This is a genomic window from Cellulosimicrobium sp. NPDC030954 (assembly GCF_055571305.1).
In genome coordinates this window covers 262686-287471 of sequence record NZ_JBVIFN010000006.1, presented here as the reverse complement: position 1 = coordinate 287471, position 24786 = coordinate 262686, and the positions used below count along the sequence as shown (strand labels likewise).

Sequence of the window (24786 nt, the reverse complement as noted above, 5' to 3'; positions counted from 1 at the left end):
GCGCCCACGCCGTGTCAGTCAGCTCACCACGCCCCACACCCACAACCCGGACATTACCGGACACATGCCAAGAACATTCGCAGGACAGGGCCTAGTCGTCGCGCAACCGATCCAGCAACGGACCGGATGCGGTGAGCCCGTGAACCGGGCGGGGTCCCCCGAGGGGAGGCGCCCGACGGCGAGCGAGTACCACGCAACCACCGGAGCCCGCGGGCGTCGTGCCCTCGTCCAGCACGACAGGAGGAACCCTCCAGCCCGCGGGCTTCTTGCTGCCCGCGCCCCGCGCTGAGTACATGAAAACAGTCGCGTCCGGCACGTCCGGACGCGACTGTCTCCTGCGCTCAGCGGGTGGCCGGCGCCGGGGCGGGCTCCGGGAGGGCGGCCTCGGCGACCGGGGTCGCGGCGGCGGCGGGACCGGCCGGCTCGACGACGGCCCGACGGCGGCGCGGCGCTCCCATCGCGACCGCCGCGAGGGCGAACGCCGCGACCGGTACCCACAGCGCGGTGTGGAAGGCGGCGAGGCCTGCCTCCGGCCCCGTCGCGTCGCCGAGGGCGAGGACGCTGACCGCCGTCGCCGCGGAGATGCCGATCGCCGCGCCGAGCTGGAACGACGTGTTGAGGACGCCGCCGGCCACGCCCTGCTCCGCGTCGGTCACGCCCGTGGTCGCCGCGATGGCGATCGGCCCGTAGACCAGCGCGAACGCGACCCCGACGAGCGCCATCGACGGGACCATCACGGCGTACGTCCAGTCGAGCCCCGACGCGAGGAACCACGCCGCCGCGAGCGTCCCGGCGACGAGACCGCCGACGATCACGCGCGGCACCCCGAAGCGCTCCACGAGGCGCGGCGTGAGCACGGGCGCGAGGACGACGTCGATCGCCATGAGGAGCATCGCGAGCCCGGTCTGCAGCGGCGTCCAGCCCCGCAGCTCCTGCAGGTAGAGCGTGAGGAGCACCTGGAACCCGTAGAACCCGCCCGCGAAGAGCACGGCCGTCACGTTCGCCCGCACGAGCTCGGTCGACCGGAAGAGCCGCAGCGGGAGGAGCGGGTGCGGGGCCCGGCGCTGGCGTGCGACGAACGCCGCGAGAAGCACCGCACCGCCCCCGAGCGCGGCGACCGTCCACGCCAGCCCCTCGCCCGGGTGCTCGAGGCGCACGATGCCGACGGCGAGCAGGACCATGGCGCTCGTCGCCAGGACGGCGCCGAGGACGTCGAGCGCGCCGCGGACGCGGCCCGTCGTGTCGCGCGGGACGGTGACGAGCGCCAGCGCGAGGAGCACGACGGCGAGCAGCACCGGGGCGAAGAAGACCCACCGCCAGTGGATCGCGGCCAGGAGCCCGCCCACGACGAGCCCGAGCGAGAATCCCGCGGCCCCCGCGGCGCCGTACACGACCAGCGCGCGGTTGCGGCGCGGCCCCTCGGCGAACGACGTCGTGATGAGGGACATCCCGGCCGGCGTGAGGAACCCGGCCGCCACCCCCGTGACGAAGCGCGAGAGGAGGAGCATCCAGGCGTCGGTCGCGAACCCGCCGAGCCCCGAGAAGACGAGGAAGACGAGCAGCCACAGGACGAACATCCGGCGGCGGCCGTAGAGGTCGGCCGCGCGCCCGCCGAGGAGCATGAACCCGCCGTACCCGACGACGTACGCCGTCACGACCCCGCCCAGCTCGCTGGTCGCGAGCCCCAGGTCGGCGCGGATCCCGGGGAGCGCGACGGACAGCATCGCGATGTCGCTGCCCTCCAGGAAGATCGCCCCGCACAGCACGAGGAGCAGCCCCCAGTCCCGGAGGGTGAAGCGTGCGGCCGCCCGCGCGCTCTCGCGGCTGCGGCTCGTCGTCCCGTCGGTCATGACCGTCCCCTTCCTCCTGAGTACCGCTCGGTACTCGGTTACCTCTTGATACCGAGCCCATCGTGGGCCAGGATCAGGAGGCATGGAAGACGGCACATTCGACTCACCAGGTATCACCGTGGATACCGTGGCGGCGCGCGGACGGACCGCGGACGGGCACGAGGCTGCTCGCGCGGGCGCGCCCGACGACGTCCCGACCCCCGAGGACCGTCACGGCTGCCCACCGGCAAAGTGGGAGAGCGACGTCGAGGTCTGGCAGTGGGACGCGCGCGAGGACTGCGAGGTGCGGCAGATCCTCGACCGCATCGCGGACAAGTGGTCGCTGCTCGCCATCGCGCTGCTCGACCGGCGCGTCATGCGGTTCACCGAGCTCAAGCGCGAGATCGACGGCATCAGCCAGCGCATGCTGTCGCGCACGCTGCGCCAGCTCGAGCGGGACGGCATCGTCGAGCGCACGGTCTACCCGACCGTCCCCCCGCGCGTCGACTACGCCCTCACCGAGATGGGCCGGTCGCTCCACGCGACGACGAAGGCGCTCGTCGTGTGGACCGAGGCGCACCAGGAGCGCATCGCCGCCGCGCGCAGCGCCTACGACGAGCGCGAGGCGTCGCTCCAGGACCTCTGAGGGCCGCAGGTCACGCGACCGCGGTCGCGAGCACGCCGAACGTCGGGTCGGGCGTGATGGGGGACGGTGCGGGCTCGTCGCCCGCCGGACCGCTCGTCATCTCCCACGTCCCGTCGGCCTCGACACGGACGGCTGCCGTGCGGGCCCCGGACCCGTCGACGACCTTGACGCTCCCTCCGAACGGCCGGCCCGGGAGCTGCGCGAAGGCGGCCCGGACGAAGCGCGACGCGGCGTCGGGCAGAGGGTCGCCCATCTGGAGCGGGCGCACGTGCCAGATGCCGAACGGGCGCGGCTCGAGCACGACCGCACCGCCCTGCGCGCCGACGAGCAGCGCGGCGTTGGTGCGCTCGTCCGCGATCGCCGCCGCCTCCACCCACTCGGTCGCGGTCGTGAGGACGCGCGTGAGCGGGACGACGTTGCCGACGGGTGCGAGCACCTCGCCCTCGACACGTGCGAGCCGTCGCACGACGAGCGAGCTGAGCCCCGCCGCGAGGAGGGCGGAGTCGGCGGGCACGTCGGGGAGGCGCAGGTTCTCGCGCGTCCTCGTGGCGGCAGGTCCCTCGTTGAGCGACAGGAGCACGAGCAGCTCCGGCCCCGTGAGCTCGATGAGCCCGTCGTCCGGACGGTTCGCCGCCTCGGTCTGCGTGGTCATCGGTCGTCCCTCTCCTCGTGCGGACCATGGCCCCGGTCCGGCGCGTGCGCCGCGGTCACCACGGCCATACCTTCTTCAGCGTCTCGGTCGCCCCGTCGACGAAGTCCCCGCCCGCGTCCCACACGTCGCCGGCGAGGTCGGCGGCACCGTCGGCGAGGTCGCCCCCACGATCCCACAGCCAGCCCGCGCCGTCGGCGATGCGCTTCGTCACGGGGACGTCGCCGGAGAGCAGGGTCGCGACGCCCCACACGGCTCCCGCACCCGCGATCGCCCAACCGACCGGGTTGCTCGCGAGGAAGATCGCCGCGCCGATGCCGGCGGCGCCGAGCCCCGCGGTGATGACGCCGTCCGTCCCCTTGAACCCGTCGCCCTCCGCGAAGCCCTCCCACGCCTGCACCGAGCCGCTGTACACCGAGTAGCCGTCGAACAGGAACCCGGCGCCCTTGAGCACCTTGCCGGCGGACGCGAGGTGGTCCGCGAGCCCCGCCACGTTGAGCGGGTCGTCGAGCTTGTTCATCGCGGCCCAGGCGTCGACTCCCTGGGACGCGGCCCAGTTGAGCACGCCGCCCTGGGTCATGTCCGTCGTGAGCCACGACGGCGGGACCAGCCAGTCCGGCGGACCGCCGTCGCCACCCTGGGTCACCGGGTCGCCTGGCCCACCCGGAGAACCCGGTCCGCCGGGCCCACCGGGGCCGCCCGGGCCACCCGGGCCACCCGGGCCGCCCGGCCCGCCCGGCCCGCCCGCGCCACCGTCGCGGCTCGTCGCGTCCTGCTGCTCGGCGTTGCCGCGCAGGAGGTCGGCGGCGTCCGTGAGCAGCGCGGCGGTGCCCGTCAGGCTCGGCCGCAGGGTCGACGTCCACGCGGTGCGGAACTCGACGGCGTCGGAGCCCTCCCAGCCCGCTCGGCCCACGGCCGTCTCGATCGCCGCCGCGGCCAGCTCCAGGGCCTGCGCGCCGTCCGCCACGCGGCCCGCGAGCGAGCGCAGCGCCTCGACGTCGGCCCCGTACATCCCGCTGCTCATTCCTCGCCCCTCTGCGCTCTCACCCGCACCCCCCGCACGCTCCCCGGTCGGCCACGCCGTGCCGGCGCCGCCGACAGGGTACGGAGGCGGAGCGGGCGAGGTCGATGGTGAGCGGTCCCCATGCCCGTCAGGACGGGCGCACGCCGCGGCGGCGGTCGTCGGCCACGAGCGCGCGGTACCGGCGCCACTGCCGGACGGCGAACCGGCCGAGGAACACGCAGGCCAGCACGCCGACGGCCACCCAGCCCCAGGGGAACGGGTCGCCCGCGTGGTAGCTGCGGAAGCTCTCCGTCCAGCCGTACACCTGGGCGCGGTACCAGCCCAGCACGAAGACCGCGACGACGGCGGGAGGGACGACGGCGGCGAAGGTCAGGAACCACGCGTACGTGCGCGCCTGCTTCGTGTCGCCCACGAACCGCGTCCGCGGCGCCCCGTCCATCCGTCCACCTCCGTGCTCGGGCCTCCGGGCACCCTACCCGGCGCCGACCGACCGACCGAGGCGGTCTCGCCCCGGCCCGTCGGCCGGCGACCCTCAGCGCACGAGGTGGGGCTCGACGAGCTCGACGTACCGGCGGGCGAGCGTCGCCACGACGTCGGCGCCGGGGGCGGCCCAGACGTCGGCGTGGAAGATCTCGACCTCGACGTCGCCCACGTAGCCCGCCGCGGCGACCGAGCGCGTGAACGCGGCGAAGTCCACGTGGCCGTCGCCCATCATGCCGCGGCCCAGGAGCGTGTCCGCCGGGAGCGGGGTGATCCAGTCGCACACCTGGTAGCTGACGATCCGTCCCGCGGCACCCGCCCGCGCGATCTGCTCGTGGACCTTGGGCTCCCACCACAGGTGGTACGTGTCGACGACGACGCCCACCTCCGCGGGCGCGAACGGCTCGGCGAGGTCCAGGGCCTGCTCGAGCGTCGAGACGACGCCGCGGTCCGCCGCGAAGATCGGGTTCATGGGCTCGATCCCGAGCGTGACGCCCGCGTCGCGCGCCGCCGGGACGAGCGCGGCGATCGCGTCCGCCGCGCGCGCCCGTGCACCGATCAGGTCGCGGTCCCCGTCGGGCAGCCCGCCCGGGACGAGGACGAGCGTCGGCGCGCCGAGGGCCGCCGTCTCCGCGATCGCGGCGAGGTTGCTCGCGTGCGCGGCGGCGCGCGCGTCCGGGTCGCTCGCGGTGAAGAAGCCGCCGCGGCACACGGACGACACCCGCAGCCCGGCGTCGCGCACCCACCGCACGGCGGTGTCGAGCCCGACGTCGGCGACCGGCTCGCGCCACACCCCGACCGCCGGGAGCCCCGCGGCGACGCAGCCGTCGATCGCCTCGCGCAGCGACCACCGCGCCGTCGTCCGCTGGTTCAGGGAGAGCCGCGCAAGCCGAGGATCGCCGACCCCCGGTGTCGCCACCCGCGCGGCCACCCCGCTCGGCACGTCCACGGCACCCCTCTCCCCGCCGAACGGGCCATCCTGGTCCGTCCCGGCACCAGGACGAGCCGAGACCGCCTGCTCGGCCGCCGGGATCGCCTGGTCGGCGGGAGTCCGGGAGCCGGAGGACGGAAACTCCGAGATCTCGGTGCTCATGCGACCGCCTCCGCGGCGGCACGGGCAGTGGTGCCTTCCTCGATGCCCGCCGCCGCGAGCACGAGACCGAGGCGATGTGCGGCGAGGTCCGGGTCCGGCAGGAGGCGTGCCTCGTTCGCGAGCTCGAAGGCGCGCGCGAGGTGCACGACGCTCCGGGCGGACTGCAGCCCGCCGACCATCGTGAAGCCGGGCTGGTGGCCCGCGAGCCACGCGAGGAACGCGATGCCGGTCTTGTAGTAGTACGTCGGCGCCTCGAACACGTGCCGCGAGAGCGCGAGCGTCGGCGCCATCTCGGCGTCGTAGCGGTCGAGGTCTCCGTCGTCGAGCGCCGTCAGCGCGGCCGAGGCGGCGGGCGCGACGGCCGCGAACGCGCCGAGCAGCGCGTCGGAGTGCCGCTCACCGTCGCCCCGGATCAGCTCCGGGTAGTGGAAGTCGTCGCCGGTGTACAACCGGACGCCGTCGGGAAGTACGGCGCGCAGACCCACCTCGTGCGCCGCCGAGAGCAGCGACACCTTGACCCCGTCGACCTTCGCGGCGTGCGCCCGGACGAGGTCGACGAACGTCGCGGTCGCGGTGTCGACGTCCCCGGACCCCCAGTAGCCGCGCAGGTTCGGGTCGAACGCCTCGCCGAGCCAGTGCAGGACGACCGGCTCGCGCACCTGGGACAGGATCGCGTCGTACACGCGCAGGTAGTCGTCGGCCGACGTCGCGACGCGCGCGAGATGCCGCGACGCCATGAGGATGACCTGCGACCCCGTGCCCTCGACGAACTCGACCTGCTCGGCGTACGCACCGATCACGTCGTCCACCGTCCGCAGCTCGTCGGGCGACCGGTGGTCCGTCCCCGCGCCGGACGCGATGCGCGCGCCCAGCTCACGGGCCTGGGCGGCGCTGCGCGACACGAGCTCCTGGACCGCGGGCCAGTCGAGCCCCATGTTCCGCTGCGCGGTGTCCATCGCCTCGGCCACCCCGAGCCCGTACCGGAACAGGTGCCGCCGGAACGCGAGGGTCGAGTCCCAGTCCACGACCGCCGGCGCGCCGGGCACGTTCTCGCCCCGCGGGTCCGCGACGACGTGCGCCGCCGCGAACGCGACGCGCGAGGCGTACGGGTCGGGGTGGTCCGCCCACTCCCGGGGCGCGCGCAGCTCGACGAGCCGCGTGCCGCCGTCGGGCAGCGGGATCCGCACCCCGCCCGACGCGCTCACGCCCCCACCCCGGACGCCGCGCCGCCGGGGGTCCCGGACGCGGCGCCCAGCTCCACCCGACGCCCCTCGCGCGACGACGTGTACCCGGCGTCCACGAGGCGCAGGCCGCGCACGCCGGCGTCGAAGTCGTAGGGGTGGGGCCGTCCCGCGTCGACGTCGCGCAGGAACTCCTCCCACTGCGCGCGGAACCCGTTGACGAACTCCTGGTTGTCCGGGATCTGCTCCCACTGCGCGCGGAAGTCCTGGTCGGTCGGCAGGTCCGGGTTCCACACGGGCTTGGGCGTGCGGGCGCGCGGCTGGATGCGGCACCCGAACAGGCCCGCGACCGCGGACCCGTGCGTCCCGTCGACCTGGAACTCGACGAGCTCGCCCCGGTCCACGCGCACCGCCCACGACGAGTTCACCTGCGCGAGGATCGGGCCGTCCGCCCCGGCGAGCTCGAAGATCCCGTACGCGGCGTCGTCGGCCGTCGCGGCGTAGGGCTTGCCGCGCTCGTCCCAGCGCTCGGGGATGTGGGTCACGGCCTTCGCCATGACGGCCTCGACCGGCCCGAACAGGTTCTCCAGCACGTAGTTCCAGTGGCAGAACATGTCGAGGACCATCCCGCCGCCGTCCTCGGCGCGGTAGTTCCAGCTCGGGCGCTGCGCGGGCTGCCAGTCGCCCTCGAACACCCAGTACCCGAACTCGCCGCGGACGGACAGGATGCGGCCGAAGAACCCGCCGTCGATCAGGCGCTTGAGCTTGAGCAGTCCCGGCAGGTACAGCTTGTCGTGCACGACGCCGTGGATCACCCCGGCCGCGCGCGCCGCCTCGGCGAGCTCCACGCCCTCGGCGACCGACTCCGCGATCGGCTTCTCCGTGTACACGTGCTTGCCGGCCCCGAGCGCCTTGAGGATCGCCTTGGTCCGCTCCGACGTGACCTGCGCGTCGAAGTAGATCGTGGCGGTGTCGTCCGCGAGGGCCGCGTCGAGGTCGGTCGTGTACTCGGCGACGCCGTGGCGCGCGGCGAGCTCGGCGAGCTTGGCGCGGTTGCGGCCCACGAGCACGGGCTCCACCTGGAGGCGCGTGCCGTCGTCGAGCTCGACGCCGCCGTCGTCCCGGATCGCGAGGATCGAGCGGACGAGGTGCTGGCGGTAGCCCATGCGGCCCGTCACGCCGTTCATGACGATGCGCACGGTGCGGGTGCTCGGTCGGTCGGGCGCGGGAGCGTCCGGGGTCTGGCTGGTCATGCGGGCGGTCATCCGTTCTGCGAGAGCGAGCGCTCGGCGGGCCGGCCGCCGAGGTAGAGCTCGGAGAGCTGGGGGTCGGCGAGGAGCTCGGGTGCGGGGCCGGTGATGTGGACGCGCCCGAGGTCGAGCACGCACCCGATGTCGGCGGTCTCGAGCGCGCGGCGCGCGTTCTGCTCGACGAGCAGCACCGCGACCCCCGCGTCGCGCATGCGCACGACCTGCTCGAACACGGTCGACGTCGTCTTGGGGTCGAGGCCCATCGACGGCTCGTCGAGCAGCACGACCTCGGGGCTCACCATGAGCGAGCGCGCGAACTCGACCTGCTTCTGCTGCCCGCCGGACAGCAGTCCGGCGAGCTGCTTCCACCGCTCGCCCACGATGGGGAACAGGTTCTGCACGAACGCGACCCGTTCCGCGATCTTCTGCTTGTCGCGGAGCGTGTACGCGCCGAGCAGCACGTTCTCCGCGACCGTCATCTCGCGGAACACGCTGTGCCCCTGGAGCACGTGCGCCAGGCCGGACTGCAGCATCTCCTGCGGCCCCTGGCCGGTGACGTCGCGCCCGCCGACGAGGATGCGGCCGGAGCGCGGCTTGAGCAGCCCGCTCGCGACCTTGAGCACCGTCGACTTGCCCGCGCCGTTGGGCCCGACGAGGCACACGACGGTCGCCGCCGGGACCTTGATGGTCAGCCCGCGCAGCACCATCGCCGCGCGGCCGTACCCGGCCTGGACGTCGTCCAGCTCGAGGAGGTACTCCTGCTTCGCCCCCGCTCCGGGGGTCGGGTCAGACACCAAGGTAGGCCTCCAGGACTCGCGGGTCGGCTTGCACGACGGCGGGGGTCCCCTCCGCGATGGGCCGGCCCCGGTCGAACACGATGACGTGGTGGGACAGGCTCATGACCATGTCCATGTTGTGCTCGACGACGAGGAACGTCTTGCCCTCGGCGTTGAGCTCCTGCACGAGCGTCCCGATGCGGCCGATGAGCGCCGGGTTCACGCCGCCCGCGGGCTCGTCGAGCATGATCGTGTCCGGGTCGCCCATGAGAACGCCCGCGAGCTCGAGAAGCTTCTGCTGCCCGTAGGACAGGTTGCGCGCCTCGACGTTCTCCAGGTGGTCGATGCCGACGCGCACGAGCAGCGCGCGCGCCTTGTCGATCTCCTCCGGGTTGCGCGCCCCGGCGAGCAGCTCGCGCACCCGCGTGCGCCGGACCGCGACGAGCATGTTCTCGAGGACGGTCATGCGCGGGAACACGCGGCAGAGCTGGAAGCTGCGCCCGATCCCGGCGCGCGCGATCTTGTGCGGCGCGCGCCGCGTGATGTCCTCGCCGCGGAACGTGACCGTGCCGGAGTCCGGCTTGATCATGCCCGTCACGCAGTTGAAGAACGTCGTCTTGCCCGAGCCGTTCGGGCCGATGAGCGCGTTGATCTTGCCGTGCTGGAACGTGACCGTCGCGTCGCGGACGGCGTGGACGCCGCCGAACGACTTGGTGAGGCCGACGGTCTCGAGGTTGCGGGTGGTCTGGTGCGTGGTGGTCGTCGTCATCGGTCCTCGTCCTCTCCCGTGCCCGCGGCGGTCGGCTCGCCCTCGCGTGGCTCCTGCACGACGGCGGTCGCGGGCCCGGCGGCCGGCTCGCCGGCCGCGGCGCGGTTGCGCTCGAGGAGCTCGGCCGCCGTCATCTCGCGGATCGAGGAGTCCTGCGGGCCGAACCGCTTCACGAGCGACTGGGCCGCGGGGATGATCCCGTCGGGCATGAAGAGGACGACGACGCCGAGCAGCAGGGCGGTGGCGACGAGGTGGAACTGGGTGTCGCCGAACTCGAGCTTGAAGTACTCCAGGCCGGAGCCGACGATGACGGCGCCCAGGAGCGGGCCGAACAGGTGCCGGACGCCGCCGAGCAGCGCCATGAGCACCATGTAGGCGCCGAGCATGATGGAGAACTGGAAGATCGGGTCGAGGTCGCCGAACCACAGGGCGTACATGCCGCCCGCGAGGCCGGTGAAGGTCGCCGAGACGACGTACGCGACGAGCTTGTAGTTGCGCGTCGGGACGCCGAGGGCCTGGGCCTTGTCCTCGTCCTCGCGGACCGCCTTGAGGCCGGTGCCGAAGCGCGAGCGGTCGATCGCCCACCACGCGACGAGCATGACCGCGAGCAGCGCCGCGAACAGGTAGAAGAACGTGCGGTGGTGCTCGGGCCGCAGCAGGTCCGGGAACGGGCGCGGCACGACGAGGCCGTCGGAGCCGCCGGTGAACGTGCCCCACGCCTGGAAGACGAGCAGCAGGATCAGCACGAACGCGATCGAGACGATGACGAACGACGCGCCGCGCACGCGGAGCGCCGCGATGCCCACGGGGATCGTCACGAGCAGCACGACCGCCCCGCCGACGAGCCAGGCGACGAAGCTCGGGAGCCCGAGGTCGCGGATCAGGAGCCCGGTCGCGTAGGCACCGAGGCCGAAGAACGCGGCGTGCCCGAGCGAGACGTACCCCGTGAAGCCGCCCATGAAGTTCCAGGCGGTCGCGGTGCACGCGTAGCTGAGGACGACGATGCCGGCCGAGAGGATGTACGCGTTGGGCGCCATCGTGGGGAAGGCCAGGACGAGCACGGCGAGGACGACGAGCGCGGCCAGGCGGACGACGCGGCCCCAGGGGCGGCGTGCGGGAGGTGCGGCGGGAGCGGCGCCCGGGCCCGCGCCGTCGGGCACCGCGCCGGCGGCACCCCCGGCGCGGCCGGCCGAGCGGCTCGCGGGACGGGTGTCAGAAGCGTTGGGCAAGGCGACCTCCGAAGAATCCCTGGGGCCGCAGCATCAGCGTCGCGAACAGCGCGACGTAGAAGATGGTCTGCGCCCACGTGGTGCCGAGCGGCACCTGGAGCAGGCTCTGGCCGATGCCGAGCACCATGGCTGCGATCGCGGCGCCCGGGATGGACCCGAGGCCGCCGACGACGATGATCGCCATGAGCGGGCCGATCCAGTGCCAGTGCAGCGACGGGTAGATCGTCGCGTCGAGCGACAGCGCGGTCCCGCCGATCGCGGCGGTCGCGAGGCCGAGGCCGAAGCCGTAGCCCGCGACGCGGTCGGTCTTGATGCCGACGAGCTGCGCGGCCTCGCGGTGCTGGATCGTCGCGCGCAGCGCCTGGCCGAACCGGCTGTGCTTCATGAGCAGGTACAGCAGCGCGAGGGAGAGCGCGGCGAGGCCGAACGCCACGAGCTTCACGACGGCGATCCGCGCCCCGAAGAACTCGATGCTCGCGCCCGAGTACGGGAGCTGGATGCGCCGCTGGGTGCCGCTCCAGACGAAGCCGATCATGCCCTCGATGAAGAGCGCGACGGCGAACGTCAGGAGGACGGACATCATGGTGAGCGTCGCGGGCCGCAGGCGCGTGATGAGCAGCCGCTGCATGCCCACGCCGACGAGGAAGAACAGCGGCACCGTGATGACGAGCGACAGCAGCGGGTCCATGCCGGTCTGCTGGTTGAAGAACCAGGCGAGGTACGCGGCGAGGATGAGGAACGCCGAGTGGGCGATCATCACGACGCGCATCACGCCGAAGTACAGGGTGAGGCCCGCTGCCAGGAGGGCGTAGAGCCCTCCCAGCAGCACGCCGAGCACGAGGCTCTGGAAGAGGAGCGTTCCTGTCACGAGGTGATCACCAGGCCGGCTTGGGGAAGACGAAGTCGGCTTCCTTGGCGTCCTGCGGCAGGACGATCTGGATCTCGCCGTCCACGTACTGCTGGATGAGGTGGGCGCCCTGCGGCTTGCCCGTCTCGTCCCAGGTCAACGGCCCGACGACGGTGTCGACCTCGTTGCTGCGCAGCCACGAGACGAGCTCCTGCTGGCACTCGCCCTGCTCGGCGCACCCGACGGCCTCGACCGCGGCGGCGACGACCTGGCCGGTCGTGTACGCGTTGGCCTCGTCCTCGCCGGGCGGGTTGCCGTGCAGCTCCGTGTACCGCTCGACGAAGTCGACGTTGGACGGCCAGCTCGCGGTCTCGGTGTAGCCGGTGGGCGAGAGGATGCCCTCGGTCTTGGCGCCGATCGCCGCCGAGAACTCGGGGTTGGTCGGCGCCGTGGAGAACGCCGCGAGCGTGGGCTGGTAGTTGAGCTGCTGGAGCGCGACGATGAGGTTCACCGCGTCCTGGTACTGCGTGCCGCCGATGACCATGTCGGCGCCGGAGTCGCTGATCTTCGCGGCGATGGAGGAGAAGTCGGTCGTGTTGGGCGGGTAGACCTCGTCGACGACGATGTCGAGCCCGGCGTCGGCGAGCTTGTCGCGCAGGCCGTAGGCGGTGCCCTGGGCGAACGGGTCGTCCATCGACGCCACCGCGACCGTCTGCGGGCGCTCGCCCTCGGGCATGTCGAGGATGTGGTCCGCGAGGTAGTTGTAGTGGTCGTCGGCGACGGCGGGCGCGGCGTAGAACAGGTTCTCGAAGCCCTGCTCGAACACCTCCGCGGCGGCGCCGGCCGGCTCGACGAAGAGCATCCCGTACTCCTCGGCGACGCGGGCGCTCGGGACGACGAGGCGCGTGGAGAACGGCCCGAACACGAGGTCGACCTCGTCCTGGGCGATGAGCGCCTCGTAGTCCTGCACGACGCGGTCCGCGTTGGACTGGTCGTCGAGGATCTTGAGCTCGACCTGCCGCCCGAGGAGGCCCCCGTCCTCGTTGACGAACTGCGCCCAGGCCTCGTAGCCGCGCTGGACGCCCTTGCCGGGCTCGGAGAAGTCGCCGGTGAGCGGGAGCGAGATGCCGATGACGATCGGGTCGTCGGACCCGCCGCCTCCGCCCTCGCCGTCGGACCCGCCGGAGCACGCCGTGAGGACGAGCGCCGTCGCGGACACGCCGGCCGCGAGGGCGAGCGCGCGGCGTGAGCGGGGGCGGGTGGACATCCGTGGAGTCGACCGAGAATGCATGGACGTGACTCTCCCTACTTCGTCGTAGTGAAGACCTGGGGCCGTACTGCTGCGTACGAGACTGCGTCATTGCGAAAGCGCTTTCGTAAGCGCTTCCGCTAGAGTACGGTGCGGACAGCGGATGTGGCAAGCGTCACGTCGGGGAGGGCCCTCGGGCCGCCGACCGGGCGACGCACGGACGAGCGGAGCAGGGGTGCGTCGAGAAGGTCGGACCACGAAGGGTCGCAGCGCGCTGCGGCTGGTCGACGTCGCCGAGCGGGCGGGCGTCTCGCTCGCGACCGCGTCGCGCGCGCTGTCGGGCAGCGACGGCGTCTCGGAGGTGCTCGCGGAGCACGTCCGCGAGGTCGCGACGGAGATGGGCTACATCGCCAACCCGCACGCGCGCACGCTCGCGGGAGGCACGACGTCGGTCGCCGGCCTGCTCGTCTACGAGATCGGCGACCCGTACTTCTCCGAGATCGCGAGCGGCGTCGTGCGCGTCGCGACCGAGCACGGCTGGAGCGTCCAGATCAGCCACACCGAGCGCGAGCCCAGCGCCGAGGTCACGCAGATCCGGCTCATGCGCGCGCACCGCGTCGGCGCGATCCTCGTCGCCGGGTCCGGGTACGTCGAGCCCGCGATGGAGGCCGACGCCGCGCGCGAGCTCGAGGCGTTCCAGGAGTCCGGGGGGCGGGTCGTCGTCATCGGGCGCCACCACCTGCACAGCGACGCCGTGCTCCCGGACAGCGAGGCCGCCGCAGCGAGCCTCACCGACCACGCCCTCGGCCTGGGCCACCGGCGCCTCGCCGTCGCGGCCGGGCCCGAGCGGCTCACGACCGTCGCGGACCGCATGGCCGGCATCCGGAGCGCGGTCGCGGCCCAGGGCCTCGACCCCGACGACCTGTTCGTGGTGCACGCGCCGTTCACGCGCGAGGGCGGGCGGGACGCCACGCAGCGCATCCTCGCCCAGCGCCCCGACACGACCGCGATCCTCGCGCTCAACGACGCCATGGCCACGGGCGTGCTGTCGCTGCTGCGCGAGCGCGGCGTCGTCGTGCCGCGCGACATGTCCGTCACGGGGTTCGACGACATCCAGGTCGCGCAGGACCTCGCGCCCGCGCTGACCACGGTGCGCCTCCCGATGAGCGAGATGGGAGCGACGGCGTTCGAGCTCGCGCTCCGGCCGCCGTCGGCCCGCCCGCGCCGCCGCCGCACCGACCACGAGCTCGTGGTCCGCGACTCGACGGCCCCACCGCGCCCCGGCCCGCTGTGGGCATGAAATGGGCCCGGTTCTCGCCGCAGAACCGGGCCCATTTCATGCCCACAGCGATGGGGTGGGGTGGGGGCGTCAGAAGGGTTTGCGGGCCACGACGAGGAAGCGCGGGGCCTCGTCGACGAACTCGTGGCCCGCGGCCAGGTGCAGGTGCAGGGCGCGCAGCGGCGCCTCGTACCGGGCGACCGCCTCGGGCGCGAGCGACGCCAGGTCGGGCACCTGCCACGCCATGAGCTTGAGGTACCAGAGCACCGAGGACAGGTCGCGGAACCGGCGCAGGCCCTCGTGCTCGCGCGCGACGTCGACGACGAACCCCGCGTCCCGCAGCACCTCCACCGCGGCGGCGAGCGTCACGGAGTCCGGGTCCCACGGGAGCTCGGTGCCGAGCGCGGTGTTGAGGCGCAGGCCGTCGCGCGAGTCGACCTGCTGGGTGAGGAACACCCCGCCCGGCTCGAGCACGCGCAGCACCTCGTCGGGGTCGAACTCCTCGTGCCGGTCCAGCACGACCGCGAACTGGCCGTCGAAGAACGGCAGGAGCTGCTCGTCGTCGCCCTCGACCGGCCGCACGTCGACGCCCAGCGGCTCGAGCCGGCGTCGGGCCACGGGCAGGTTGGGCGCCCAGCCCTCGGTCGCCGCCGACCCGGCGGGCAGCGGGCCCAGCGTGGACAGCAGCTCGCCGCCACCGGTCCCGAGGTCGAGCACCGGGCCGCGCCCGCTGCCGACCAGCTCGCGTGCGAGCGCGGCGTAGTCCCACGGCAGCGCGTCCTCGACGACGCGGTCCGCCAGGGGGGAGAGGTCGAACCCGACCACGGGCACGGCGCGGGCCCACGCCACGTGCTCCTCGAACGAGGCGTCCCGGGCGGGGACGGGCACGTCGGCCGCCCGGTCGGAGGTGGCGGGGGTGTCGGGGACCGCGGCAGGCATGCGTCGATTGTCACCCGTGCGGGCGCCGTCGCCGAACATGCGCGCCGGGCCCGTCGCGCACCGAGGGGGAGCTCTCCCCGTCGCCGCGGGGCGGGTGCGCGCGGTAGCCTCCCGATGCCCGTTTCGTACGTTCCGTGACAGATCGGGGCGCGGCGGGGACACCGATCGACGAGGGGACCAGACGACGTGAGCGGGATGTGGGGCGCCGACGTCACCGAGCTGAGGAGGCTGGCGCAGTCGCTGCGCTCCGCCTCCGACCAGCTCGTGAGCACGACGTCCGAGGTCAGCGGCCTCGTGGAGGCCGCCGGTCGGTGGCAGGGCGGCGACGCCGACCAGTTCCGGGGCGAGTGGACCGGGTCCTCGGTGGCGCTCCTGCGCGGGGTGAGCCAGACGCTGGCCGAGGCGTCGCAGGCGGTGCTGCGCAACGCCGACGAGCAGTACCTGACGAGCACCGAGGGCGGCGCGATCCCGTCCCCCGGCGTGCCCGGCCCGGGCGTGCCCACGGGCCCCGGCGGCGGGCCGCTCGGCGGCGGGACCACGCTCGCCGGGTCGATCTGGGACGTCGGCGAGACCCTCGGGGAGTCGACGATGTTCGTCCTCGACGGGCTGAAGGCCTGGAAGGTCGGGCAGTCCCTCACCGCGTTCCTGCAGGCCAGCCGCCTCGCCGACCTGTCCGACGCCGCCGCGAGCGCGTCGGTCTTCGCGCGCGGCATGGTCCTCGACGACGCGATGGGGCTCCTGGGCGGGCTCGGGACGGCGGGCCGGCTCGCGGGCGGCGTCGGCGGCCTGTTCGGCGTCATCGGCGGCTTCGACCAGATGTTCAACACCGAGTACGACGGCGTGCGGGGCGGCGTCGACCGCGTCATGGGCGGCCTGTCGGTCGTGGGCGGCGCGGGGACGATGCTCATGATGGCGGGCATGCTCACCAACCCCGTGGGCATCGGGATCGTGGTGGGCGCGGGCGTCGTCGCGGGCGCCTGGGCGCTGGGGAACCTCGTCGTCGACAACTGGGACGCGATCTCGGGGTTCGCCACCAACCCCGGCCCGTACCTCGCCGACGGGTGGAACACCGTGACCGACTTCGCCGGCGACGCGGTCGATACGATCGGGGACGTCGCGTCGGACGTCGGGGACGCGATCGGCGACGGGCTCTCCGCCGCCGGTGACTTCGTCGGAGGGCTCTTCTCGTGACCCAGCAGACCATGCGGTGGTCCGCGTCGGACATCGCCGCGGCCGAGCGCGCGCTGGAGCGAGCGACCCCGGGCGAGGTCACGCACGTCGTGACGCTCACCGACGAGGAGATCGTCATCCTCGACGGGCTGCAGAACCCCCAGCTCGTGGCGGTGCCGTGGCTCGACGAGCAGGAGGGCGCGGACCGCGGGCTCGTGGGCCGCGTCGCGCTCCGCTCGCTCCTCGCGCGCGGCATGGTCGTGCCGAGCGAGGACGCGGCCGCGGCCGAGCCCGTGGACGGCCGGCCGGCCGTCGGCATCGAGGCCGTCCCGGAGATCACGGGTCCGCTGGTCCTGCGCCGCACGGCGCACGCGATCCTGTCCGTCGAGCGCACGACGTCGGTCGGCCGGCACTGGGTGTACGTCTACCTCCACGAGGACGACCGCGTGCTCGAGGAGGAGGTGGCCCCGAGCGGCCACCACGCGTTCAGCGTCTACCCGCTGTCCGAGCTCGCGGGCCGGCTCGCGGTCTTCGTCGACCCGGGCTCCCAGGCCCTGATCGACGGTCGCTCCCAGACGTTCACGCCCGACGACTTCGCTGCGCAGGCGCCGAGCCTGCCCGAGCTCGCCGGGGCGCTGGCCGTGACGACGCTCGGCGCGGTGCACGCGGGATCCGACGTCCTGGAGCAGGTGAGCGTCTACGCGACCCCTGACGGCGTGTACACGGTCCGGGGCGGCGAGCACGGGGCCGACGGCGCGCCGACCTCGCTCACGCTGTCCGAGGTCGGGGCAGCCACGGTCCGCCGGCTCCCGCTCGAGCTGCTCGGTCGATGAGCGGGCCGACGGCGGCGCCCACGACCGGCGCGCGCGCGACGCGCAAGGTCCGGCACCACGCCGCGCGGTCGGGCCTCGGCACGGTCCGGCACGTGTCGGCGGCGACGCCGAACGCCCCGGCGTGGGCGGTGACGGTGGTCGTGGTGCTCGTGTTCTCCGTCGGGCCGGCGCTCGTGGGGAACGCGGGGCCCGCCGCGATCGGCTACCTCCTGCCGTCCTTCGCGGCGATCGCCGCGGTGATCCTCTGGTTCCTCGGCTCCGAGAAGCTGGTCGTGCTCGACCACGGGATCCTCGTCGGCTCGTTCGCCCCGTTCCTGCGCCCGGTCGCGGTGCCCTTCGCGGCCCTCGACGTCCGGACGGTGCGCGCGGCCGTCGCGAGCCCGCGCACGCTCGGCCTGCTGCTCACCGACCGCGGCGTGTCGACGGCGTCGCGCACCGTGCTCTGGTCGCGCCGCGCCGTGACCTTCGTCGGGGTCGCGCCGACCCAGCTCCGCCAGGCGCACGCGCGGGGGCTGCACGTCGACCTCGCGACCGCGACCGCCGTCGACCTCTGGGTCTTCTCGGCCCGCGACCCGCGTCGCCAGGAGCTGGTCGTCCGCGCGCTGGGCGACGCCGCACGCGCGGCCGGGGTGCCCGGCGCGGAGCAGGTCGAAGCGCTCGCCCTGCCCGCGCAGCCCGTGCAGGTCTCGCCGCAGGGCGCGGACCGTCTCGCGGTCCCGGAACATCTGCGCAGCGCCCGGGCGCGGCACCCGCAGCCGACACGCTGAGCGTCTCGCGGGCGGGTCGCCGCCGGCGTCAGGCCGAGGTGGGCCCGAACGCCGCGGCGAGACGCGCCGTCGGGCCGTCGCCCTGGGTGCTCGCGGCGCCGAGAGCGGCGACCTGGAGCACCATCCACGGGCTGAAGACCCACGGGGTCGCGGCGACCGCGCGCGCGACGTCGCGCGGGTCCGCCCAGGCGGTCTCCATGACCTCGTCGGGGTTCGGCTCGACCGTGCCCGCCGCGCTCGCCGCGTAGACGGGGCAGATCTCGTTCTCCACGACGCCGGAGGCGTCGACGGCGCGGTAGCGGAAGCCCGGCACCGCGACCTCGAGGCCCGTGATCTCGAGGTCGAGCTCGTGCCGCCCGTGGCGGACGATCGACTCCTCGGTGGTCTCGGTCCAGCGCGGGTGCCCGCAGAAGGAGTTGGTCCACACGCCCGGCCACGTGCGCTTCCCGAGCGCGCGCCGCGTGAGCAGCAGGCGGCCCGCGTCGTCGAGCACGTAGCAGGAGAAGGCGAGGTGGAGGGGCGTCTCGGTCGTGTGGACGGCGGCGCGGTCGAAGGTACCGGTCCGGCGACCCTGGTCGTCGACGGTGACGACGTGGTCGGCGGCGACGGGGACGTGCGGGGTCATGCGGCCACTCTCGCACACGGCCCTCCGGGAGGGGGAACCGCTGTCAGGAACTCCTGGCGCCCGGCGACGACGCCCGGAGCGGGCTCCGAGCGCGGTCCGGTCGTGAGGGGTGTCACCCACGCCACCGGCCGCACGGTCTTGCCGAGCCCACCCCGGCATGAATTAAGGTGAGGGTAACCTCACTAGGCCACCTCCGACCGGGCCCACGCCCCCGAGCAGATCCGAGCACCATGACCTCGCCCGCGACCGCCGACGCACCGGCCGGCCTCCCCGCCGGGAGCCCCCGGACCGCGACGGGACGCGACGACCGCCCGGCCGGGGTCGCACGCACCAACGCGGGCCGCAGCCTCGGGCTCCTCGTCGCCGTCGTGGTCCTCGTGCTCGCGATCGTGCTCAGCCTCGTCGTCGGCTCCAAGCCGGTCCCTCTCGGCACCGTCTGGGACGCGCTCACCGGGTACGACGGCTCGGGCGACCACGTGATCATCCGCGACCTGCGGCTGCCGCGCACGATCGTCGGCCTCCTGGTCGGCGCCGCGCTCGGGGTCGCGGGCGGGCTCATCCAGGCCATGACGCGCAACCCGCTGGCCGACCCGGGCATCCTCGGCGTCAACGCCGGCGCGGCGTTCGCCGTCGTGCTCGCGGTCGCGTTCCTCGGGTTCACGGACATCCAGTCCTTCATCTGGTTCGCGTTCGCCGGGGCGGTCGTCGCGACCGTCGCGGTCTATGCCATCGGGTCGCAGGGGCACGGGGGAGCGACGCCCGTGCGCCTCACGCTCGCGGGCGTCGCGCTGGGCGCCGTGCTCGGCGGCATCTCGCAGGGCATCACGCTGCTCGACCCCGCGGCGTTCGACCGCATGCGCTTCTGGGGCGCCGGCTCCCTCGCGGGCCGCACCATGGAGATGGCAGGCACGATCGCGCCGTTCGTCGTGGTCGGGCTGGTCATCGCGCTCGTCGTCGCGCGCCCGCTCAACACCATCGCGCTCGGCGACGACCTCGCGAGCTCGCTCGGCGCGCACGTCGGGCGCACCCGCATCCTGGTCGGCATCGCGGTGATGCTGCTGTGCGGCGCCGCGACGGCGGCCGCCGGGCCGATCGCGTTCGTCGGGCTCATGGTGCCGCACGTCGCGCGCTGGACGGTCGGCCCCGACCAGCGCTGGATCCTGCCGTACTCGGCCGTGCTCGCGCCCGTCCTGCTGCTCGTGTCCGACGTCGTCGGCCGGGTCGTCGTCATGCCCGGCGAGCTGCAGGTCGGGATCGTCACCGCGTTCGTCGGCGCCCCCGTCCTCATCGCGCTCGTGCGCCGCTCGAAGGCGAGCGGGCTGTGAGCGCCCCGGTCCGGGACGACGCGCCCGTGGACCCCTCCCTGCCCGACGGCGGCGCGCACCGCGTCGACTTCGGTCGCCCCACGCGCGTCGTGCGCGGGCTCGGCGGCCGCGCGAGCCTGCGGCTCGACCTGCGCACGCTCGGGGTGTGCGGGGTGCTGCTGCTCGTCGCGCTCGCGATCGGCGTCGTCGCGCTGACCACCGGCGACTACCCGCTCACGGTGCCGCAGGTCCTCCAGGCGCTCGTGGGCGCGGCCGACGGCCCGGTGCACATGGTCGTCGTCGAGTGGCGCCTGCCGCGCGCGCTCATGGCGCTCGTGCTCGGTGCGGCGCTCGGCGCGAGCGGCGCGATCTTCCAGTCGCTCACGCGCAACCCGCTGGGCAGCCCGGACGTCATCGGGTTCAACACCGGCGCCTACACGGGCGCGCTCGTCGTCATCATGCTGCTCGGCGGCGGGTACGTCGGCGTCGCGGCGGGCGCGCTCGTCGGCGGCGTCGTCACCGCGGGCGTCGTGTACCTCCTGGCCTACCGGCGCGGGGTCCAGGGCTTCCGGCTCATCATCGTCGGCATCGCCGTGTCCGCGATGCTCGCGTCCGTCAACCAGTGGCTCATCATCAAGGCGGACCTCGAGACCGCGATGGCGGCCGCCGTGTGGGGCGCCGGGTCGCTCAACGGCATGACCTGGGCACAGGCGGTCCCCGCGTGCGTGCTCGCGGCACTTCTCGCGCTCCCGCTCCTGTGGCTCGCGCCGCGCATGGGGCTGCTGGAGCTCGGGGACGACGCCGCGGCCGCCCTCGGCCTGCGCAGCGAGCGGGTCCGCCTCGCCCTCGTGATCGTCGGCGTCGCGCTCACGGCCCTCGTGACCGCGGCGGCCGGGCCCATCGCGTTCGTCGCGCTCGCCGCACCGCAGCTCGCGCGCCGCCTCACGGGCGCCGCGGGCGTGCGGATCCTCCCCGCCGCCGTCATGGGCGCCGTCCTGCTCGCGGCGAGCGACCTCGTCGCCCAGCGCGCGTTCGCTCCCACCCAGCTCCCCGTCGGCGTCGTCACCGTGAGCGTCGGCGGCGCCTACCTCGTCTGGCTCCTCGTGCGCGAGGCCCGCAAGTGACCACGAACCCGCAGACCGGAACGACCCCGGTGGCTCTCACGAACCTCGCGGCCGCCCCGCGCGTCGCCGACGCGCCGACCGGCGCGCGCGCCGACCGCGTCCCGCCCGCGGACCGCCTGCACGCCGAGGGGATCACTGTCGGCTACGACGACCGCGTCATCTCCTCCGACCTCGACGTGAGCATCCCCGACGGGTCGTTCACGGTGATCGTCGGGCCGAACGCGTGCGGCAAGTCGACGCTGCTGCGCGCGCTGTCGCGCCTGCTCAAGCCGTCGCGGGGCCAGGTCGTGCTCGACGGCCGGTCGATCTCGTCGATCCCCGCGAAGGAGGTCGCTCGCCGCCTCGGCCTCCTGCCGCAGACGTCGATCGCGCCCGAGGGCATCACCGTCGCCGACCTCGTCGCGCGCGGGCGCTACCCGCACCAGAAGCTGCTGCGGCAGTGGTCGCGCGAGGACGAGGCCGCGGTGGTCGGGGCGCTCGCCGCGACCGGGACGACCGAGCTCTCGGGCCGCCTCGTCGACGAGCTCTCCGGCGGGCAGCGCCAGCGCGTGTGGGTCGCCATGGTCCTCGCGCAGGAGACCCCCCTCCTCCTGCTCGACGAGCCGACGACGTTCCTCGACATCGCGCACCAGATCGAGCTGCTGGAGCTGTGCGCCGACCTCAACCGCGACCGCGGGCACACGCTCGTGGCGGTGCTGCACGACCTCAACCACGCGTGCCGCTACGCGACGCACCTCATCGCCATGAAGGACGGCGCGGTCGTCGCCGAGGGCGCACCGGCCGACGTCGTGACGGCCGACCTCGTCGAGGACGTGTTCGGCCTGCCGTGCCGCATCATCGCCGACCCCGTGACGGGCACCCCGCTCGTCGTGCCCGAGGGTCGTCCCCGCCGCGCCTGACCGCGTGGCCCCGTTCCCCGCCGGTCGACCCACCCGCCCGACCGGCCCCCCACCGTCCTGCGCTCGCCCGCACCGCCTCGTCCGAGGAGCAACGCATGACCCGCACCACCCGTCCCTCGTCCACCCTGCCCACGGCAGCCCGCCCGACCCTGCACCGGCGCCCGGTGCGCTCCCTCGCCGCGGGCGCGCTCGCCGTCGGGCTCGCGGTCACGCTCGCCGCGTGCTCGGCCGGCACCGAGCCCGGGACCGACGACGCGGCCGACGACGCGGCCGCGGACGGCTGGTCCTGGACGTCCTCGGGCTACGGCACGACGTACACGCTCGACGAGGCGCCGGACAGCCTCGTCGTCGACGGCTACACCGCCGCGGCGCTGTGGGACTACGGCGTGCGGCCCGCCGGGGTGTTCGGCTACGGCTTCTCCGACGCCGGCGCGCTGTCGATCGGCACCGCGCAGGTCGACGAGATGGAGGTCGTCGGCGCCGACGCCGAGCTCAACCTGGAGAAGCTGCTCGCGCTCGAGCCCGACCTCGTGATCGGGTTCGGCAACGAGGACGGCACGGCCTGGACCTGGTGGGACGACACGGTCACGGAGGAGGCGACGGCGGTCGCCCCGTTCGTCGGCATGAGGTTCTCGGGCCGCCCGGTGGTCGAGGTGATCGAGGACTACGCGTCGCTCGCGGAGGCGCTCGGCGGCGACGTCGGCTCGCCGGAGGTCACGGAGGCGAAGGCGGCGTTCGACGAGCGGCTCGACACGCTGCGCGGCATCGCGGCGGAGAAGCCGCTGACGATCCTGCCGCTCAACGGCGCCGAGCAGCTGTGGGTCGGGCAGAAGAACCTGGGCCAGCTCGCGCTGCTCGAGGAGCTGGGCTTCACGATCGGCGGGCCGCAGGACCAGGAGGGCTGGGCCGAGCTGAGCTGGGAGCGCGTGCCGGACCACCCGGCCGACGTCGTGCTGAGCTACACGGGCTCCGACGAGGCCATGGCCGCGAACCCGGTCTACGCGGGGCTGCCCGCGGTGCAGGCGGGCCAGGTCGTCGGGTGGGACGACAAGCGGCCGTTCACCTACGCGAGCTACGTCGAGTGGTTCGACGAGCTGATCGCGGTGCTCGACGGCGCGGAGGTCGTGTCGGGCGTGCCTACGTCCTGACGTCCGCGCCGTCCCACCAGTCGAGGACGACGGTCGCGTGGTAGGTGAGCCAGCGCGACGGCTCGCCCGCGGGGGAGTCGACCTCGAACCACACCCGGCCCGGGTGGCGCCGGCCCTGGAGCCAGGTGCCGTCCGGGCGCCGGGCGCGGCGGACGTGCTCGACGGCGTCCGCCGCGCGCGGGTCGGGGGGCGTCCCGTCGAGCAGCGACGCCTCGCGCAGGTAGACCAGCGCGTTGAGCACGCTGTAGTACCAACGGAACGGGTACGCGAGGCGGAACACCCAGTCCCCGACGGGCTCGCCCGTGCTCAGTCGGCGGAACAGGCCGCGGCGCAGCAGGTACTCCTCGCCCGACCGGCGCGCCGCACGCAGCTCCTCGCCGCCGCCGGCGAGCTCCTGATAGGCGAGCAGCCCCTTGAGCGCGTTGAGGGTCGAGTGGAACGAGGAGACGGTGGCGCCCTCGACCCAGTCGCAGTTCCACCCGCCGTCGGGCAGCCGGCCGGCGAGCACGGCGGCGAGCAGCTCGGAGACGTCGACCCCGAGCCAGGCGCCGGCCGCGAGCGTGTACCCGTTGATGCACCAGTCGACCTCGCCGCCCCAGTAGGGCAGGTCGTCGTACTCCCACCGGCTGTGCGCCGCGAGCAGCTCGGGCGTGCGGCGCGCGCGCAGCACGCCCGGGTCGAGCCCCCACTCGCGCAGCGCGACGAGCGACCACGTCGTCGCCGTCCAGGGCTGGCCCTCCTCGGGTGCTCCGCCGGCGTCCACCGCTCCCGCGTCCGCGGGGAAGTACGCGCCGCCCGCCCACTGCCCGTCGGGGTCCTGCAGCGCGAGCAGGCGCGCGCCGAAGCCCTCGGTCGCGACGCGCGCCCGCGTCGCCTCCCAGACCTCGGGAGGCGCGTGCACGACGTCGCGCTCGACCCGCCACCGCAGCGCCGGGTCGGCGTCGAGCAACCAGTCGACCAGCCCGTCCTCGGGCGGCCCTCCGGGAGTGGCGGCGGCCATGCCGTCACGCTACGCCCGGGCGCGCGCGGCGTCAGCCCTCGTCGTCCACCCGTCCGGCGATGACGGCGACGGCGCGCGCGAGCTCGTCCCCGCTCGGGATCGCGTCCGGGCTGAGCAGCCAGAGGATGCCGAGGCTCTGCACGAGCACGAAGTCGAGCCGGGCGACGGCCGCGAGGTCGTCCTCGCTCAGCTCGGGGCGAGCCGCCCGCAGGTGCTCGAGGATCCCGAGGTAGCCCTGCCCGGTCGCAGCGGCCAGCTCGCGGCTCGCCTCGCCGTCGCGCAGGACGCGCACGGAGTTCTCGAGGCTCGCGAGCAGGGCCTCGCGGTGCGCGGCGAACACCTCGGGCATGCGGTTCCACAGGGCGGCGAACCCCTCGAGGAGCGGGAGCGACGCGGTCTCCTGGACGACCGCCTCCATCGAGTCGCCGATGCCGCTGCCGAGCGACTCGAGGAGCGCCTCGGTGAGGAGGCGTTCCTTGGAGCCGAAGTGGTAGCCGATCGCGGCGAGGCTGACGCCGGCCGCGGAGGCGATCTCGCGCGCGGTCGCCTTGGCGACGCCGCGCTCGACGATCACCTGGCGCGCGCCGGCGAGGAGGTCTTCACGGTTTCCCACGAGGGACAGTCTATCTCGAGAGTCAGACAAATGTTCTAGACAAGCGTGCCACCCCTCTGTTAG

At 74.2% G+C, this 24786-nt stretch carries 25 protein-coding genes; 9 read left to right on the top strand and 16 right to left on the bottom strand.

The features are described from left to right. Positions 1–341: 341 nt before the first annotated feature. A complete protein-coding gene (locus ACZ402_RS14245) occupies positions 342–1850 on the bottom strand; it encodes an MFS transporter (protein ID WP_375823178.1) in 1509 nt (502 codons plus the stop codon). 118 nt (positions 1851–1968) lie between these two features. Here ACZ402_RS14245 and ACZ402_RS14240 point away from each other — a divergent pair, with 118 nt between their 5' ends. Further along, positions 1969–2475, top strand: a complete 507-nt coding sequence (locus tag ACZ402_RS14240; RefSeq protein ID WP_375823179.1) for a winged helix-turn-helix transcriptional regulator — start codon at positions 1969–1971, stop codon at positions 2473–2475. A 10-nt stretch (positions 2476–2485) separates the two neighbouring features. Here the strand turns inward: ACZ402_RS14240 and ACZ402_RS14235 are convergent, their stop codons facing one another. The 11 genes from ACZ402_RS14235 to ACZ402_RS14185 form a co-directional block, all read right to left on the bottom strand. Beyond that, positions 2486–3127 (bottom strand): hypothetical protein, encoded by a 642-nt coding sequence (locus tag ACZ402_RS14235; protein WP_375823180.1) that lies wholly within the window; start codon positions 3125–3127, stop codon positions 2486–2488. 55 nt (positions 3128–3182) lie between these two features. Continuing rightward, entirely contained in the window at positions 3183–4148 is a 966-nt protein-coding gene (locus ACZ402_RS14230) for a WXG100 family type VII secretion target (RefSeq protein ID WP_375823181.1), read from the bottom strand. A gap of 127 nt (positions 4149–4275) precedes the next feature. Next, positions 4276–4587, bottom strand: a complete 312-nt coding sequence (locus ACZ402_RS14225; RefSeq protein WP_375823182.1) for a hypothetical protein — start codon at positions 4585–4587, stop codon at positions 4276–4278. Between the two features lie 93 nt (positions 4588–4680). Further along, a complete protein-coding gene (locus ACZ402_RS14220; protein WP_375823183.1) occupies positions 4681–5721 on the bottom strand; it encodes a sugar phosphate isomerase/epimerase family protein in 1041 nt (346 codons plus the stop codon). Further along, on the bottom strand, positions 5718–6926 hold the full coding sequence (locus tag ACZ402_RS14215) for a dihydrodipicolinate synthase family protein (RefSeq protein ID WP_375823184.1): 1209 nt from the start codon (positions 6924–6926) through the stop codon (positions 5718–5720). The genes ACZ402_RS14220 and ACZ402_RS14215 overlap by 4 nt, the downstream gene beginning before the upstream one ends. Next, the gene (locus ACZ402_RS14210; protein ID WP_375823185.1) at positions 6923–8155 is read right to left on the bottom strand and encodes a Gfo/Idh/MocA family protein; all 1233 of its coding nucleotides are present in this window, start codon (positions 8153–8155) and stop codon (positions 6923–6925) included. The genes ACZ402_RS14215 and ACZ402_RS14210 overlap by 4 nt, the downstream gene beginning before the upstream one ends. Positions 8156–8163: 8 nt before the next feature. Beyond that, complete coding sequence (locus ACZ402_RS14205; RefSeq protein ID WP_375823186.1) at positions 8164–8946, bottom strand: ABC transporter ATP-binding protein; 783 nt, start codon at positions 8944–8946, stop codon at positions 8164–8166. Continuing rightward, complete coding sequence (locus ACZ402_RS14200; protein WP_375823187.1) at positions 8939–9697, bottom strand: ABC transporter ATP-binding protein; 759 nt, start codon at positions 9695–9697, stop codon at positions 8939–8941. The genes ACZ402_RS14205 and ACZ402_RS14200 overlap by 8 nt, the downstream gene beginning before the upstream one ends. Beyond that, on the bottom strand, positions 9694–10926 hold the full coding sequence (locus ACZ402_RS14195) for a branched-chain amino acid ABC transporter permease (protein ID WP_375823188.1): 1233 nt from the start codon (positions 10924–10926) through the stop codon (positions 9694–9696). The genes ACZ402_RS14200 and ACZ402_RS14195 overlap by 4 nt, the downstream gene beginning before the upstream one ends. After that, complete coding sequence (locus tag ACZ402_RS14190; protein ID WP_024841626.1) at positions 10910–11794, bottom strand: branched-chain amino acid ABC transporter permease; 885 nt, start codon at positions 11792–11794, stop codon at positions 10910–10912. The genes ACZ402_RS14195 and ACZ402_RS14190 overlap by 17 nt, the downstream gene beginning before the upstream one ends. 7 nt (positions 11795–11801) lie before the next feature. Beyond that, a complete protein-coding gene (locus ACZ402_RS14185) occupies positions 11802–13040 on the bottom strand; it encodes an amino acid ABC transporter substrate-binding protein (RefSeq protein WP_375823189.1) in 1239 nt (412 codons plus the stop codon). Between the two features lie 217 nt (positions 13041–13257). Here ACZ402_RS14185 and ACZ402_RS14180 point away from each other — a divergent pair, with 217 nt between their 5' ends. Next, positions 13258–14322 carry a LacI family DNA-binding transcriptional regulator gene (locus ACZ402_RS14180; protein ID WP_375823190.1) on the top strand — a complete coding sequence of 355 codons (1065 nt, stop codon included), beginning with the start codon at positions 13258–13260 and terminating at the stop codon, positions 14320–14322. Positions 14323–14391: 69 nt separating this feature from the next. On the opposite strand, the gene ACZ402_RS14175 is transcribed toward ACZ402_RS14180, so the two are convergent. After that, positions 14392–15240, bottom strand: coding sequence for a class I SAM-dependent methyltransferase (locus ACZ402_RS14175; RefSeq protein ID WP_375823191.1), 849 nt, complete (start codon positions 15238–15240; stop codon positions 14392–14394). A gap of 186 nt (positions 15241–15426) precedes the next feature. Between ACZ402_RS14175 and ACZ402_RS14170 the strand changes: the two genes are divergently transcribed. From ACZ402_RS14170 to ACZ402_RS14160, 3 genes are read left to right on the top strand one after another with little or no spacing between them, the layout of a single operon-like run. Next, on the top strand, positions 15427–16431 hold the full coding sequence (locus tag ACZ402_RS14170) for a WXG100 family type VII secretion target (RefSeq protein ID WP_375823192.1): 1005 nt from the start codon (positions 15427–15429) through the stop codon (positions 16429–16431). Continuing rightward, a complete protein-coding gene (locus ACZ402_RS14165) occupies positions 16428–17243 on the top strand; it encodes a hypothetical protein (RefSeq protein ID WP_375823193.1) in 816 nt (271 codons plus the stop codon). The genes ACZ402_RS14170 and ACZ402_RS14165 overlap by 4 nt, the downstream gene beginning before the upstream one ends. Then, a complete protein-coding gene (locus ACZ402_RS14160) occupies positions 17240–18010 on the top strand; it encodes a hypothetical protein (protein ID WP_375823194.1) in 771 nt (256 codons plus the stop codon). Before ACZ402_RS14165 ends, ACZ402_RS14160 begins: the two co-directional genes overlap by 4 nt. A 28-nt stretch (positions 18011–18038) precedes the next feature. Here the strand turns inward: ACZ402_RS14160 and idi are convergent, their stop codons facing one another. After that, positions 18039–18635 carry an isopentenyl-diphosphate Delta-isomerase gene (gene idi / locus ACZ402_RS14155; RefSeq protein ID WP_375823195.1) on the bottom strand — a complete coding sequence of 199 codons (597 nt, stop codon included), beginning with the start codon at positions 18633–18635 and terminating at the stop codon, positions 18039–18041. Between the two features lie 230 nt (positions 18636–18865). Here idi and ACZ402_RS14150 point away from each other — a divergent pair, with 230 nt between their 5' ends. From ACZ402_RS14150 to ACZ402_RS14135, 4 genes are all read left to right on the top strand, one after another. Beyond that, a complete protein-coding gene (locus tag ACZ402_RS14150) occupies positions 18866–19960 on the top strand; it encodes an iron chelate uptake ABC transporter family permease subunit (protein WP_375823196.1) in 1095 nt (364 codons plus the stop codon). After that, the gene (gene fepG, locus ACZ402_RS14145) at positions 19957–21063 is read left to right on the top strand and encodes an iron-enterobactin ABC transporter permease (RefSeq protein ID WP_375823197.1); all 1107 of its coding nucleotides are present in this window, start codon (positions 19957–19959) and stop codon (positions 21061–21063) included. Before ACZ402_RS14150 ends, fepG begins: the two co-directional genes overlap by 4 nt. Positions 21064–21179: 116 nt before the next feature. Continuing rightward, positions 21180–21962: an ABC transporter ATP-binding protein gene (locus ACZ402_RS14140; RefSeq protein WP_375823485.1), complete on the top strand. Its 783-nt coding sequence runs from the start codon at positions 21180–21182 to the stop codon at positions 21960–21962. A gap of 95 nt (positions 21963–22057) precedes the next feature. Then, positions 22058–23110 carry an ABC transporter substrate-binding protein gene (locus ACZ402_RS14135; RefSeq protein WP_375823198.1) on the top strand — a complete coding sequence of 351 codons (1053 nt, stop codon included), beginning with the start codon at positions 22058–22060 and terminating at the stop codon, positions 23108–23110. Here ACZ402_RS14135 and ACZ402_RS14130 read toward each other — a convergent pair. Then, complete coding sequence (locus tag ACZ402_RS14130; RefSeq protein ID WP_375823199.1) at positions 23100–24110, bottom strand: squalene cyclase; 1011 nt, start codon at positions 24108–24110, stop codon at positions 23100–23102. The genes ACZ402_RS14135 and ACZ402_RS14130 overlap by 11 nt on opposite strands. 31 nt (positions 24111–24141) lie before the next feature. Beyond that, entirely contained in the window at positions 24142–24723 is a 582-nt protein-coding gene (locus ACZ402_RS14125; RefSeq protein ID WP_375823200.1) for a TetR/AcrR family transcriptional regulator, read from the bottom strand. Between the last annotated feature and the right edge of the window lie 63 nt (positions 24724–24786).

Excerpts from the sequence above, each read along its gene's own strand:
- ACZ402_RS14245 (WP_375823178.1), bottom strand. The coding sequence starts at position 1,850 with ATGACCGACGGGACGACGAGCCGCAGCCGCGAGAGCGCGCGGGCGGCC.
- ACZ402_RS14235 (WP_375823180.1), bottom strand. The coding sequence starts at position 3,127 with ATGACCACGCAGACCGAGGCGGCGAACCGTCCGGACGACGGGCTCATC.
- ACZ402_RS14230 (WP_375823181.1), bottom strand. The coding sequence starts at position 4,148 with ATGAGCAGCGGGATGTACGGGGCCGACGTCGAGGCGCTGCGCTCGCTC.
- ACZ402_RS14225 (WP_375823182.1), bottom strand. The coding sequence starts at position 4,587 with ATGGACGGGGCGCCGCGGACGCGGTTCGTGGGCGACACGAAGCAGGCG.
- ACZ402_RS14220 (WP_375823183.1), bottom strand. The coding sequence starts at position 5,721 with ATGAGCACCGAGATCTCGGAGTTTCCGTCCTCCGGCTCCCGGACTCCC.
- ACZ402_RS14210 (WP_375823185.1), bottom strand. The coding sequence starts at position 8,155 with ATGACCAGCCAGACCCCGGACGCTCCCGCGCCCGACCGACCGAGCACC.
- ACZ402_RS14200 (WP_375823187.1), bottom strand. The coding sequence starts at position 9,697 with ATGACGACGACCACCACGCACCAGACCACCCGCAACCTCGAGACCGTC.
- ACZ402_RS14185 (WP_375823189.1), bottom strand. The coding sequence starts at position 13,040 with ATGTCCACCCGCCCCCGCTCACGCCGCGCGCTCGCCCTCGCGGCCGGC.
- ACZ402_RS14175 (WP_375823191.1), bottom strand. The coding sequence starts at position 15,240 with ATGCCTGCCGCGGTCCCCGACACCCCCGCCACCTCCGACCGGGCGGCC.
- ACZ402_RS14160 (WP_375823194.1), top strand. The coding sequence starts at position 17,240 with ATGAGCGGGCCGACGGCGGCGCCCACGACCGGCGCGCGCGCGACGCGC.
- idi (WP_375823195.1), bottom strand. The coding sequence starts at position 18,635 with ATGACCCCGCACGTCCCCGTCGCCGCCGACCACGTCGTCACCGTCGAC.
- ACZ402_RS14150 (WP_375823196.1), top strand. The coding sequence starts at position 18,866 with ATGACCTCGCCCGCGACCGCCGACGCACCGGCCGGCCTCCCCGCCGGG.
- ACZ402_RS14135 (WP_375823198.1), top strand. The coding sequence starts at position 22,058 with ATGACCCGCACCACCCGTCCCTCGTCCACCCTGCCCACGGCAGCCCGC.
- ACZ402_RS14130 (WP_375823199.1), bottom strand. The coding sequence starts at position 24,110 with ATGGCCGCCGCCACTCCCGGAGGGCCGCCCGAGGACGGGCTGGTCGAC.